12 protein-coding genes and 1 tRNA gene are annotated in these 12,147 nt (G+C 71.2%); 3 read left to right on the top strand and 10 right to left on the bottom strand.

Going from position 1 to position 12,147, the window contains the following annotated elements; genetic code table 11:
- Positions 1 to 151: 151 nt before the first annotated feature.
- The gene (locus tag J8M50_RS08320; protein WP_010356246.1) at positions 152 to 526 is read right to left on the bottom strand and encodes a type II toxin-antitoxin system death-on-curing family toxin; all 375 of its coding nucleotides are present in this window, start codon (positions 524 to 526) and stop codon (positions 152 to 154) included.
- The gene (locus tag J8M50_RS08315; protein WP_010356245.1) at positions 523 to 717 is read right to left on the bottom strand and encodes a YlcI/YnfO family protein; all 195 of its coding nucleotides are present in this window, start codon (positions 715 to 717) and stop codon (positions 523 to 525) included. The genes J8M50_RS08320 and J8M50_RS08315 overlap by 4 nt, the downstream gene beginning before the upstream one ends.
- 167 nt (positions 718 to 884) lie before the next feature.
- Between J8M50_RS08315 and J8M50_RS08310 the strand changes: the two genes are divergently transcribed.
- Positions 885 to 956: transfer RNA gene (locus J8M50_RS08310), tRNA-Cys, on the top strand.
- A 105-nt stretch (positions 957 to 1,061) separates the two neighbouring features.
- Entirely contained in the window at positions 1,062 to 1,844 is a 783-nt protein-coding gene (locus J8M50_RS08305) for a DUF4365 domain-containing protein (protein ID WP_306044642.1), read from the top strand.
- Between the two features lie 6 nt (positions 1,845 to 1,850).
- On the opposite strand, the gene J8M50_RS08300 is transcribed toward J8M50_RS08305, so the two are convergent.
- The 7 genes from J8M50_RS08300 to J8M50_RS08270 form a co-directional block, all read right to left on the bottom strand.
- Positions 1,851 to 3,008 carry an SUKH-4 family immunity protein gene (locus J8M50_RS08300; RefSeq protein WP_010356243.1) on the bottom strand — a complete coding sequence of 386 codons (1,158 nt, stop codon included), beginning with the start codon at positions 3,006 to 3,008 and terminating at the stop codon, positions 1,851 to 1,853.
- Between the two features lie 121 nt (positions 3,009 to 3,129).
- Entirely contained in the window at positions 3,130 to 3,729 is a 600-nt protein-coding gene (locus J8M50_RS08295; protein WP_010356242.1) for an AAA family ATPase, read from the bottom strand.
- Positions 3,730 to 6,042 (bottom strand): xanthine dehydrogenase family protein molybdopterin-binding subunit, encoded by a 2,313-nt coding sequence (locus J8M50_RS08290; RefSeq protein ID WP_010356241.1) that lies wholly within the window; start codon positions 6,040 to 6,042, stop codon positions 3,730 to 3,732.
- A gap of 91 nt (positions 6,043 to 6,133) precedes the next feature.
- Positions 6,134 to 7,771 carry a 2Fe-2S iron-sulfur cluster-binding protein gene (locus J8M50_RS08285; RefSeq protein ID WP_010356240.1) on the bottom strand — a complete coding sequence of 546 codons (1,638 nt, stop codon included), beginning with the start codon at positions 7,769 to 7,771 and terminating at the stop codon, positions 6,134 to 6,136.
- Positions 7,768 to 8,661: an FAD binding domain-containing protein gene (locus J8M50_RS08280; protein WP_010356238.1), complete on the bottom strand. Its 894-nt coding sequence runs from the start codon at positions 8,659 to 8,661 to the stop codon at positions 7,768 to 7,770. The genes J8M50_RS08285 and J8M50_RS08280 overlap by 4 nt, the downstream gene beginning before the upstream one ends.
- A gap of 328 nt (positions 8,662 to 8,989) precedes the next feature.
- A complete protein-coding gene (locus J8M50_RS08275) occupies positions 8,990 to 9,274 on the bottom strand; it encodes a DUF3039 domain-containing protein (RefSeq protein WP_010356236.1) in 285 nt (94 codons plus the stop codon).
- A gap of 28 nt (positions 9,275 to 9,302) precedes the next feature.
- Positions 9,303 to 9,875 carry a YqgE/AlgH family protein gene (locus J8M50_RS08270; RefSeq protein WP_010356234.1) on the bottom strand — a complete coding sequence of 191 codons (573 nt, stop codon included), beginning with the start codon at positions 9,873 to 9,875 and terminating at the stop codon, positions 9,303 to 9,305.
- A 285-nt stretch (positions 9,876 to 10,160) separates the two neighbouring features.
- Here J8M50_RS08270 and murA point away from each other — a divergent pair, with 285 nt between their 5' ends.
- Positions 10,161 to 11,507, top strand: a complete 1,347-nt coding sequence (gene murA, locus J8M50_RS08265; RefSeq protein ID WP_010356233.1) for a UDP-N-acetylglucosamine 1-carboxyvinyltransferase — start codon at positions 10,161 to 10,163, stop codon at positions 11,505 to 11,507.
- Between the two features lie 85 nt (positions 11,508 to 11,592).
- Here the strand turns inward: murA and J8M50_RS08260 are convergent, their stop codons facing one another.
- Complete coding sequence (locus tag J8M50_RS08260) at positions 11,593 to 11,874, bottom strand: HU family DNA-binding protein (RefSeq protein ID WP_005486790.1); 282 nt, start codon at positions 11,872 to 11,874, stop codon at positions 11,593 to 11,595.
- Positions 11,875 to 12,147 lie beyond the last annotated feature (273 nt).

Raw genomic sequence — 12,147 nt, 5'->3', positions numbered from 1 at the left:
TTCGGGGGTGGGTCTCGGGTCCCGGGCTCTCAGGTACGAGGCTCCCGGTTCCTTGGCTTCTCGGCTACGTATGACAACCGGGCCACCCTACCGGCGCGGGGTGCGCCGAGCCGCCCGGACAAGCCCACCCGCACCCCTGTTGGGACCCACGTCACAACGCCCTCAGCCGTGCCGCGATCACCTCGACATCCGCCTCCTCCCCGGCCGCCACGTCCACGACCAGCGCATACGCCGCATCCTGATCACACGCGTCCAGCCGGACCCCGTTCACCCCGAGAAACGTCACGGCGGCGAGCCAGGCGGTGCGCTTGTTCCCGTCGACGAGGGGGTGGTTCACGGCGAGGGCGTGCAGCAGGGCTGCGGCCTGCTGGTACGTGTCCGTGTACGCCGGGGTCCCGAACATCCTCGCGCGCGGGCGATACACGGCGGAGGCGAGCAGGCCGGGGTCCCTGGCGTCGGGAGCGTTCCCGCCGAAGGCGACACGGGCGACGTGCTCGACCTCGGCGACGGTAAGAAACCTGGTCATTCCCCGAGCCTCCTGAGCAACTCGGCATGCGCCTGCCCGAGCTGCTGGGCGACCTTGAGCACACCGCACTCCTCGTCCACGAGATACCGCCGCACAGCCTCCACCACAACGTCCTCCACCGTCCGCCCGGTGGCATCGGCGAGGTCTTCGAGGGGTTGGTGGAGGTCGGGGGGCAGGGTGAGCTGGTCCATGGAGGTCGAGGGTAGAGGTACGGGCCGGACGGGGCACCCGACTTGATCCGGCCCCATTCATGAACGCCGTGTGGCAGTCCCGTTGCAGCGCCCCTGATTCCCTTGATCCCCTCGCTCACCCGGCCATAAGGTTTCCTCACGAAGTCCGGGGGAAACCCCGAAATTCTGGCCGTGTGCCCGAGTGGTTTAGGGGCTCGCCTGCAAAGCGAGTTACGTGGGTTCGATTCCCGCCACGGCCTCTGAAACCGTACGACGTCCGGTCGCCGAGAGGTGACCGGACGTCCGGCGTACCCTGTTGCAAGATGGTTGCCGGCAGTCGGTCATAATCCTTCTCCACGCGTTGCATGGAGGGGGAGCGTATGCCGAAAGTTCCTGAGAGCCGCCGTATCGGACGTATGGCTGTGAACGAAGTACGCTCTCTGCTGGAGCGGCACGGTCATATCGTGCAAGAGATCGACGGCGCGAACGACCACGGGGAAGACCTGTACCTCACGTTCGTCGAGGACGGGAAGCGGACCGAGGACTCCTTGGCCGTGCAGGTAAAGGGCGGCATCTCGGTTCGCACAAGGCGGGGATACCGGGTGCCTGTCGAGGACCACGGGGACAACTGGCGGAGCGGAAGCCTGCCTGTCCTGTGCATCGTTCACGACCCGGAGAAGGGTGGCTTGTTCTGGGCGAACGCGACTCGCCAACTCCGCCGAGGCCAGGCCCTGCGCAAAAACGTGAAGTCGGTAGTTCTCTCCCGAGATTCCGCACTGAACGACGACAACATTGGTGCGTTCGTCCAGAAGATGCGCCTCTACCTCACCTGGGAACGTGAAGGCGTCGGAAGATGGGTGGACATGGCGGATGTGGAATTCAGCCAGGGCGACATCGTGAAGCCCTTCGAGAACGATGTCTACGAACCCATGGTGTTCTGGCAACGCCGAGGGGAACCATCCGCAACCCTGTTGCACCATGATTTGGATTGGGTTCCGATACGAATCCAGGAACACATGCTCTACTTCGAGCCCATTCCCTTCATCGGCGACGTCATCCTCGACACCTCGGAAGCACACTGGCTGATGGGATGCTTCAAATCGACCGAGTGGTGGCGCCGCCCTCTCGCCGAGCCGGACACCACCTGACCCGGATTACGCGTACAGCCCTCCCCCCGCCTCGTCCCCGAACACCTCCGGCCAGTACCGCCAGTCGTCGCCCTCGTTCAGGAGGACCGCCGTCGGGTCGATCGCCGACAGCGTGTGGTTCATCGCCGTCGTGAGCTGGTCGTACGTGTGCGTGAGGTCGTGGAGGGCGTCCAGGGTGCGTTCCCGGTGGATCAGCCAGAAAGTGAAGGCCAGCGTGGAGATGTCCGCGTTGAGGGGGCGGAGGGTCTTGTCCGGGAACGTGTAGGAGAGGACCGCGCCCGTGGTGCCGTCGAGGACGAGGCTCGTGTCTTCCAGGAGCCCGCCCAGGCGGATCAAGGACGAGGCGTGGGGCGGGAGTTCGTGGGTGTGGCCCTCGTCCGCGCAGTAGTCGGAGAGCGTGCGCAGCGGCGCGTCCGTGTCGAGGGTGAACCAGACCGCCTCCTCGGGGAGGCCCACGCGCGCGAGGAAGTGGCGGGTCGGAGTGTGCGTGAGCGCGGGCGGGAAGTCCATCTCCTCGAAGCGGACGATCTCGCCCTGGCCGTACTCGTCGTCCAGGAGGCGCGGGGGGAGGTCCAGGGCCAGGCCCGACGTCGTACCGGGGCCGGCGATCAGCGCGAGGGGGCGGATCACCGCGATCGTCTTCCAGTACGGCGCGACCTCGCCGTCCGTCTCACCCTCGTACAGCGACAGCAGATGCTTCGTCGCCTCCGTCACCGCCTGCGCGCCGAAGCGGCCCGCGTAGGAGGCGAACTGTCCGCGCAGGGCGGCGAGTTCGTCGGCGGCCGTGGCGAAGCGGACCAGCTTCTCCAGGGAGGGGGCGAGGGGGCGCAGGTCCATGAGGTCGGGGCGGTCGTGGAGGAAGTACGTCGTCGAGACGGCGCCCGTCACACCGTCGAGGACGACGGACTCGGTCTCCTCACCGCGCGCCCCGAGGAGGCCGCCGATGACGAGCTGGTCGCGGACGTCGGCGGCGAGCGCGCCCGCGGGATCGCCGGTGGAGTCCCCCACCGTCCGCAGCCCGTCCCTCCGCAGCGCCTCGAACGTCACCAGCCCGCCCACGCCGGGAAGTCCGGGACCGGTCAGCCAGCGCCGGGTCGGCGCATGCGTGACGTACGGATCGAGCGCGTCCTCGGTGAAGGTGATCGTCGTCGCCGTGCTGCCCATTGCTCCCCCGTGCCTGAACAAGTCGTCCACCAGGCAGAACGCCCCGCCCGAACCCCGAGCCGCCCCACTGCTCAGAACACTACGCGGCCCCACTGACAACGCCCCGCCACCAGCGAAGACGTCACTCGACCCCGGCGCGTTGCCTCTCGGTAAGAATTTTCTCGACGGTCTCATCGGGCGTCATCCCGGACGTATCCAGCCACAGCCCGATCCGGGGCGTCCGCTCCCGCAGCCACCGGTCCAGCTCCTCGACGGACCAGGCCCCGTACCCGCGCTTGGCCCGCCCGGCCTCCCGCGCGGCGACGGCCCGGGCATCCGGCGCGAGCACGACGACGTACAGCGGGCGCGTACGGACCATCCCCACCCACCCGGCGAGATCCTCCCCGAGCACCACGTCCTGCACGACCGCGGTGAACCCGGCGTCGGCGTACGCGTCGGCGGTCGCGGCGGACAACCGGTAGCGCAGCAGGAGCTGTTCACGAGCCTCGGCAGACACCGGGCCGGAAGCGCCAAACCCCAAACCTGACACAGGCGCCGAGCCTGATGCACCAGGCACACCCCCGGAACCGTCGGGCACATAATCAGCCCGCCCCGACACCACCATCCGCCGGAACACATCCCCGCGCACATGCGCGGCACGCGGCAACCGAGACGCCAGCGCCTGCGCGACAGTCGACTTCCCCGAAGCCATCACCCCGGTGATCAGGACGACCCCGTGCAACTACTGCGTCACCACAGCCGCCTGAGGCCGGATCGGCAACCGGTTCACCGGCCGCCCCGTAGCCGCGCGCACGGCGGACGCGATCGCCGCCGGTGACGTCACCACCGGCACCGCACTGGCCGCCTTCGCCCCGAACGGCGCGACGACGTCCCGTTCCTCGACCAGCTTGACGATGGTGATCTCCGGCGCGTCCAGGGACGTCGGCAGGGCGTACCCCGTCAGGTCGGGGTGGCGGATCAGCCCGCGCGGGGTGCGCAGGTTCTCGGTGAGGGCGATGCCGACGCCCTGGGTGACGCCGGCCTCGATGCGGGCCGTCAGCTGGGTCGGGTTCAGGACCCGGCCGACGTCCTGCGCGACCGCGAGTTCGACGACCCGCACGGACCCCAGCTCGATGTCGACGTCGACCACCGCGCGCACGGCGCAGAACGCGAGCCCTACGAAGGCGTCGCCCTGCCCGGCCTCGTCGAGCGGCTCGGTGGGATGCGGGCGGCACTGCGCGGTGGCCCACAGCTCCTTGCCGTGGAGTTCCTCGGCGACGGTGGTGGACAGCACGCCGTCGTACGAGGTGATCTTGCCGTCGGTGATCTGGAGCAGCTCGTGGGACATCCCGAACTTGTGCGCCAGCGGCTGGAGGAGCTGCGTACGGACCATCTTCGCGGCGCGCTCGACGGCGCCCCCGGAGACCCAGGTGTGGCGTCCCCGGCAGCCGGGTCCGGCGGGAGGCTGGTCGGTGTCGACGGGGGCGACGTGCACCTCGTCGATGCCGAGGGTCTCCTGGACGATCTGGCGCGCGAGCGTGGTGAACCCCTGCCCGGTCTCGACGGCCGCGCACAGGACCGTCGCGACCCCGCCCTGGACCTTGACGGTGGCCGTGGAGACCTCGTCGGCGCCCTCCGCGCCGAGCATGTGGACCATCCCGAGGCCGTAGCCGACGCCCCGGCGCACGGCACCGGGCTCGCCCGCGCCCTCAAGCCCGCCGGGGAGGAGCCACTCGTCCTCGGGGGTGTCCTTGGGGAGGGCCGGCAGGGGGTGTTCCTGGACAGCCTGGAGCAGCTCGGCGACAGGCGCGGGACACGTGACGGTCTGGCCGGTCGGCAGGACGTCACCGGTCGCCATGGTGTTGCGCAGGCGCAGTTCGGCGGGGTCGACGCCGAGCTTCTTGGCGAGCTTGTCCATCTGCGCCTCGTAGGCGGCGCAGACCTGCATCGCGCCCTCCCCGCGCACGTGCCCGGAGGGCGGGTTGTTCGTGCGGACGGCCCACCCCTCGATGAACGCGTTCGGCACGACGTACGGCCCGCACGCGAAGGAGACGGCGGCGGCGAGCGCCTCGGACGACGTGTCCGCGTACGCGCCCGCGTCGAGCAGGATCTGTGCCTCGACCTTGACGAGCCGGCCCTCCGCGTCCGCGTGGTGGCGGTAGCGCAGGAGCGTCGGGTGGCGGTGCACGTGGCCGAGGAACGACTCCTCGCGCGTGGCGGTGAGCTTCACCGGGCAGCCGGTCTTCAGCGCGAGCAGCCCGAGGGGCAGCTGGAAGCCCTGGTCCTCGCGGTCGGCGGTCGCGCCGGGCACGCCGGTGACGACGATCTTGACGCGCTCGGGCGGCAGCCCGTAGACGGCGGCGGCGGTGTCGCGGTCGGTGTGCGGGTCGGTGGAGGCGAGGTACAGCTCCACGCCGCCGTCCGGGCGCGGTACGGCGAGTCCCGCCTCCGCGCCGATCGGGGCGGGGTCGGCGCGGCCGATGCGGTACTGGCCCTCGACGACGACCTCGCCGACCGCGTCCGGGTCGCCGTGGCGCAGCGGGATGTGCCGGATCAGGTTGCCGTCGGGGTGCAGCGGCTCGGCCTCGAACGCCTGCTCCGGGTCGGTGACCGGGTCGAGGACCTCGTACTCGACGATGACGGCGGCGGCGGCCATCCGCGCGGTGTCGGGGTGGTCGGCGGCGACGGCCGCGAGGGGTTCGCCGTGGTGGCGCACGACCTCGGAGGCGAACACCGGCCGGTCGACGACACCCCGGCCGTGCCGGGGCGTGCCGGGGACGTCCTCGTGGGTGATGACGGCGCGCACGCCGGGCATCTCGCGCGCGTGGGACGTGTCGATCGACACCACGCGTGCGCGGGGGTGCGGCGAGCGCAGGACGGCGGCCCACAGGAGGCCCTCCGCCCACAGGTCGGCGGCGTACGGGAAGGTCCCCTCGGTCTTCGCGCGCGCGTCGGCGGGGTGCAGCGAGGACCCCAGCCCGTGCGGGATCGCCTCGGGCACGGGTACGGCCTCCGCCACGATCGGCGGCGGCACGGAGACGGCGTCCTGCGTCACACCCGGCCTCCGATCCGCCGGGACACGCCCGGCACGCCGTACGGGACCGACGTCCCGCGCGCGCTCACCTCACCGTACGGAACCGGCTCGTTCACGCCTGGCCTCCGTCCTGGCCGAACACCTGGCCCTGACCTCCCAAGGTCCCCGTGTCGAAGACCGACGGGTGTGCCCCGCCGGACCCCGGGCCCGCCTGATGCGGAATACGTGCCCCGTCGCCGTCCGACTCAGCCTCGGCGGCGGCGATGGCCTCACGTTCCTGGACGACCTCCTGGACGGCGTCCAGGACGCCCCGGTAGCCGGAGCAGCGGCACAGGTTGCCGCACAGGGCCTGGCGCGCCTCCAGCTCGGTCGGCGCCGGGTTGCCCTCCAGCAGGTCGTGCACGGTCATCGCCATGCCGGGGACGCAGAACCCGCACTGCACGGCCCCGCACCGCGCGAGCGCGCGCTGGACGTCGGAGGGGCGGCCGTCCTCGGCGAGCCCCTCGACCGTACGGACCTCGCTGCCCGCGCTCGCAACCGCGGGTACGAGGCAGGAGGCGACGAGCCGGCCGTCCACCTGGACGTTGCAGGCCCCGCACTCCCCTTGCGAGCAGCCGTCCTTGGCGCCCGCGAGGCCGAGGCGCTCGCGCAGCACGTACAGCAGGGACTCGCCGATCCACGCGTCGGTGACGGGCCGGTCGGTGCCGTTGACGGACAACACGTACGACGCGAGCGGGTGTTCCTCGCCGGGCGGCGACGGAGGAACCTCGTCGGCCTCCGCGGCCTCTTGAGCCTCACCAAGAGCCTCCGAGCCGCTCTCGGCGTCCGGAACACCCTCCTCGCCCTCCGAGGCGCTCTCGGCGGCCTCCACGGGCTCGGACGGGGCTTCGTACGACGGTTCGACGATCCCCTCGACGGACGCGGCCTCCGAGGTCCCGGGCTCGGACTCCTTCTCGCCCTCCGGGGCCGCCTCGTCCTCCGGGGCCAGCCGCTGACCCGCCCCCAGCGTCAGCCGGTTGATGGCAGCGGCGGCGGCACCGGACTCGGCGAGGGTGTGCCCACCGTCGGACTCGACAGGGGCATGACCAACGACCTCACCGGAACCGGCCCCGACACCGGCCCCGGCACCGAGCTCCTCGGAGTGCTCCTGCACCTCCGGATACCCGACCCCGGCGAAATCGGTGCCCCGCCCGTCCGAGTACCCGGAAAGACCCGGCAGTTCGACCCCGCGCCCGTCGGACTGCCCGGCGCCGCCCTGCCCGTGCTGCTCCCACCCGGTGTCGGTCCAGCCCCCGGGCTCCTGCGGCGCGCCGCCCCACTGCTCGACCAGCGCGGACGCCGTGAACTCCCCGGACTCGTCCGGGAGATCGCCCCCGGCGACGGGGATCGACCACTGCCCGGTCACGTCGTGCGCGGGCGCGGCCGGCGGCGGCTCCTCGTAGGTCCACTGCCCGGTGTGCTGCTGGGCGGGGTAGGTGAACCGGTCGTCGCCGGAGCCGGAGACCGTGGGCGCGGGCCACTCCGTGCCGTCCGCCGGGGCCGCCCAGGGCTCGGGCGCTATCGGCGGGGGGACGTACCCGTGACCCGGCGCGGCGAGGGGGCTGTCGCCCGCGAGGAGCGCCTCCACGCCGCCCTCGGGCAGCTTGACGAACGCGGTCGCGCCGTCGTCGTAGTCGCCTTGGGGCAGCGGGTCCCAGCGGCTGACGCCCTGCGGCGTGCCGTGGTCCTGGCTGTGCTGCTCGTCGGTCACGACAGCGCCCTCCCCAGTGCTCGTCGGGCCAGCGCGGCGACGGTGCGCCGCAGGTGCAGTACGGCGGGCGGCAGCGGGGTGACGCTGCCGTCGACCTCGGGGACCGGGTCGGGGATGCAGGCGGCGGCGACGTACTCGCCGAAGGCGGCGAGCGCCTCGGGGACGAGCCGCCGGCTGTTGTCCCAGTCGATGAGCCGGGCGACCCACGCCTCCGCGTCCAGCGGGCGCAGCGGCATCGGGGCGATGGCGCCGACCGCGCAGCGCACGCCGCGCCGGGCGGGGTCGAGGACGAGGGCGACGGAGGCGACGGCGCGGCCGGGACCGGTGCGGCCGGTCGCCTTGAGGAAGACCTGGGGCGCGTGCAGCAGGGGCACGCGCACGAAGCCGATGAGTTCGCCGCCGCGCAGCATCTCCATGCCGGCCAGCAGGTGCGAGACGGGGATCTCGCGGCGCGCGCCGTTCGGCCCCGCGATGACGAGGGTGGCCTCCAGGGCGGCCAGCACCGGGAGCGCGTCGCCGGTCGGGGCTGCGGTGGCGATGTTGCCGCCGAGCGTGCCCGCGTTGCGGATCTGCGGGGGGCCCGCCGCGCGCGCGGAGGCGGCGAGGGCGGGGATGAGGGCGGCGAAGTCGGGGCGTCCCATGCGCGCGTGCGTGAGACCGGCGCCGAGGAGAGCGTGGCCGTCCTGGTACTGCCAGCCGCGGATCTCGCTGATGCGGCCGAGGCCGACCAGCGCCGCGGGCCTGAGCTGGCCGGAGTTGACGGCGGCCATCAGGTCGGTGCCGCCCGCGACGGGGACGGCCGTGGGCATCGCCGCGAGCGCGGCGACGGCCTCGTCCAGGGTCGTGGGCAGCGTCACGGACTGCGCCGCCTGCGGTGCGTGCGTGGTCAAAACCGGCTGCCCCTTCCCGCGTCCACCTGGTCCCGCCTGTTGGCCGTACGGTACGTGCTGACAGGGCGGACGTGGCAACTCTGGCACATGTTCGCAACACCCGAGGACAGGGGTCCACTTGGGGATGTTCGCCCACCTCAGAACCGTTTTTCCCGACCGTCACCGCTCTGCTCGAATTGCCCCTCTTCGGTGACCCTGAGGGGGTTTCCCTACATACCTACTCCCCCGACATACCTACAAGGTGCGTATCGGGGCCCGCCTCAGCGCACGGAAGCCTCCGGCACACACTCGCGCGCGTGTGCCGGAGGCTTCCCGTAGTACCTGAGAGCTACTTCTTGCCGCCGTCCCCGCCCTTGTCGTCCCCGGAGCCCATCGACTCGTAGATCTCCTTGCACATGGGACACACCGGGTACTTCTTGGGATCGCGGCCGGGCACCCACACCTTGCCGCAGAGCGCTACGACGGGCGTCCCGTCGAGGGCGCTCGCCATGATCTTGTCCTTCTGGACGTAGTGCGCGAACCGCTCGTGGTCGCCGTCGCCGTGCGACACCTGCGGCGTCGGCTCGACCAGGGTCCCCGTACCGGTTCCGCGCTCGGGTTCGAGAGTGCTCATGGCCCCAGGGTACTGAAGGTCACACCCCTCAGTTGAGCGAAGGGTCGTCCGGGTACGTGGCCACCATCGCCAGCTCGCTGCGCTGACGTCTGAGCACCTCGCGCCAGAGCCGCTCGGGCGCCGGTGAGGAGACGTCGCCGGGCTCCGACTCGACGACGTACCAGGCGCCGTCCCCCAGCTCGTTCTCCAGCTGTCCGGGCCCCCAGCCGGCGTACCCGGCGAAGATGCGCAGCGAGCCGAGGGCCTCGGCGAGGAGTTCGGGGGGCGCCTCCAGGTCGACGAGGCCGATCGCCCCGTGCACCCGACGCCAGCCGAGCGGCGCGCGCTCGCCGGAGGCGCCGCCGGGGATCACCGCGACGCCGAGCGCCGAGTCGAGGGAGACCGGGCCGCCCTGGAAGACGACGCCGGGCTCGCCGGCGAGGTCGGCCCAGCCCTCCAGGATGTCGCCCACGCCGACGGGCGTCGGGCGGTTGAGGACGACACCGAGGGAGCCCTTCTCGTCGTGGTCGAGGAGGAGCACCACCGCACGCTCGAAGTTCGGGTCCGCCAGGGCGGGCGTTGCCACGAGCAGCCGTCCTGTGAGCGAGGACACCTCGGTCATGCCAGACATGATCCCGCATCCGCCCGCCGTGTGGGGAGGCAATCGCGCACGCGGGGATCGGCCGAGAGCGTAAGAGCAGGCCCGGGGTGCGAAACGCGCCGTACACGCGCGCGGGACGCCGGAAACCGACCGGTAACCACAAGTACCCGGCACCACACCGATCGTGTTGTGACACAGCCATGACGGTCCTGAGCGTCTCCGGGGCTTACGGCAGGGGGGTGAACGGCGATTACCCTTTCCCTTCTGGCCCCTGCCCCACTCCTTACTCCACGGAACGCGAGATACATGACCGTCAACGGCTCTGACGACGTACTGATAGTCCACGGCGGTACCCCGCTGGAGGGCGAGATCCGGGTCCGCGGTGCGAAGAACCTCGTACCGAAGGCCATGGTGGCCGCCCTGCTGGGGAGTGAGCCGAGTCGGCTGCGCAACGTTCCGGACATCCGTGACGTCCGCGTCGTACGCGGCCTGCTGCAACTGCACGGGGTGACGGTCCGTCCGGGAGAGGAGCCGGGCGAGCTGGTGATGGACCCGACGTACGTGGAGAGCGCGAACGTCGCCGACATCGACGCGCACGCGGGCTCCAGCCGGATCCCGATCCTGTTCTGCGGTCCGCTGCTGCACCGGCTCGGGCACGCGTTCATCCCCGGGCTCGGCGGCTGCGACATCGGCGGGCGGCCGATCGACTTCCACTTCGACGTGCTGCGGCAGTTCGGCGCGACGATCGAGAAGCGCGCGGACGGGCAGTACCTGGAGGCGCCGCAGCGGCTGCGCGGTACGAAGATCCGGCTGCCGTACCCGTCGGTCGGCGCGACCGAACAGGTGCTGCTGACGGCCGTGCTCGCCGAGGGCGTCACCGAGCTGTCCAACGCGGCCGTCGAGCCGGAGATCGAGGACCTCATCTGCGTACTGCAGAAGATGGGCGCGATCATCGCGATGGACACCGACCGCACGATCCGCATCACCGGCGTCGACAAGCTCGGCGGCTACACCCACGCGGCCCTCTCGGACCGCCTGGAGGCCGCCTCCTGGGCTTCCGCAGCCCTCGCGACCCATGGCGACGTATACGTCCGGGGCGCGCAGCAGCGGTCGATGATGACGTTCCTCAACACCTACCGCAAGGTCGGCGGCGCCTTCCAGATCGACGACGGCGGCATCCGCTTCTGGCACCCCGGCGGGCAGCTCAAGTCCATCGCGCTGGAGACGGACGTGCACCCCGGCTTCCAGACGGACTGGCAGCAGCCGCTGGTGGTCGCCCTCACGCAGGCGACGGGCCTGTCGATCATCCACGAGACGGTCTACGAGTCCCGCCTCGGCTTCACCTCCGCGCTCAACCAGATGGGCGCGCACATCCAGCTCTACCGCGAGTGCCTCGGCGGCTCCGACTGCCGCTTCGGCCAGCGCAACTTCCTCCACTCGGCGGTGGTCTCGGGCCCCACGAAACTCCAGGGCGCCGACCTGGTCATCCCGGACCTCCGGGGCGGCTTCTCGTACCTCATCGCGGCATTGGCCGCGGAAGGCACCTCCAGGGTCCACGGCATCGACCTGATCAACCGGGGATACGAGAACTTCATGGAGAAGTTGGTCGAGCTGGGAGCAAAGGTGGAACTCCCCGGCAAGGCACTCGGCTAAAAGGGTTTCGGATACGACGATGGGCGGCCCTCCTGAAAAGGAGGGCCGCCCATCGTTTGTTTAGCGAGGCGAGGCCGCTAAGGCCTTACTTGCCCTTCGCCGCTTCCTTCAGCTTGCTGCCCGCGGAGACCTTGACGGAGTAGCCCGCCGGGATCTGGATGGGGTCGCCGGTCTGCGGGTTGCGCGCGGTGCGAGCGGCGCGGTGCGTGCGCTCGAAGGTCAGGAAGCCGGGGATGGTGACCTTCTCGTCGCCCTTGGCGACAATGTCGCCGACGACCTCGGCGAACGCGGCCAGCACGGCGTCGGCGTCCTTACGGGTCACCTCGGCGCGGTCGGCCAGCGCGGCCACCAGCTCACTGCGGTTCATGTTGTTACTCCCGTGTTCTTCTTGCTGTTGGGGCGTGCCCTGCGGCAAAGCCTCGGGCACAGCGAAGCCGATACGCTCGCGCCCAGGGTCGCATCCTGCCCCTACCTGCGGCGCGAAAGCCAATCCGGCACCCGTAGGGGTCGTGAGAACCCCCTGGGAACACACGAAAGGCGCCTGTTCGGCCGCAACCCTAGAGTCACCGCCGACCGGGCCGGTTCCGCGACGCGCCGGGCATCGACCGTGGGAAGTCTCACAACCACAAGGCGATCACGA

It is taken from the genome of Streptomyces acidiscabies (assembly GCF_020010905.1).
Classification (GTDB): Bacteria; Actinomycetota; Actinomycetes; order Streptomycetales; family Streptomycetaceae; genus Streptomyces; species Streptomyces acidiscabies.
This window is presented reverse-complemented; position numbering and strand designations above follow the sequence as displayed.

What these genes read in the sequence shown, in the direction of transcription:
- J8M50_RS08270 (WP_010356234.1), bottom strand. Translation starts at nt 9,875, where the DNA reads ATGACCGAGGTGTCCTCGCTCACAGGACGGCTGCTCGTGGCAACGCCC.
- J8M50_RS08305 (WP_306044642.1), top strand. Translation starts at nt 1,062, where the DNA reads ATGGAGGGGGAGCGTATGCCGAAAGTTCCTGAGAGCCGCCGTATCGGA.
- murA (WP_010356233.1), top strand. Translation starts at nt 10,161, where the DNA reads ATGACCGTCAACGGCTCTGACGACGTACTGATAGTCCACGGCGGTACC.
- J8M50_RS08260 (WP_005486790.1), bottom strand. Translation starts at nt 11,874, where the DNA reads ATGAACCGCAGTGAGCTGGTGGCCGCGCTGGCCGACCGCGCCGAGGTG.
- J8M50_RS08275 (WP_010356236.1), bottom strand. Translation starts at nt 9,274, where the DNA reads ATGAGCACTCTCGAACCCGAGCGCGGAACCGGTACGGGGACCCTGGTC.
- J8M50_RS08315 (WP_010356245.1), bottom strand. Translation starts at nt 717, where the DNA reads ATGGACCAGCTCACCCTGCCCCCCGACCTCCACCAACCCCTCGAAGAC.
- J8M50_RS08320 (WP_010356246.1), bottom strand. Translation starts at nt 526, where the DNA reads ATGACCAGGTTTCTTACCGTCGCCGAGGTCGAGCACGTCGCCCGTGTC.
- J8M50_RS08300 (WP_010356243.1), bottom strand. Translation starts at nt 3,008, where the DNA reads ATGGGCAGCACGGCGACGACGATCACCTTCACCGAGGACGCGCTCGAT.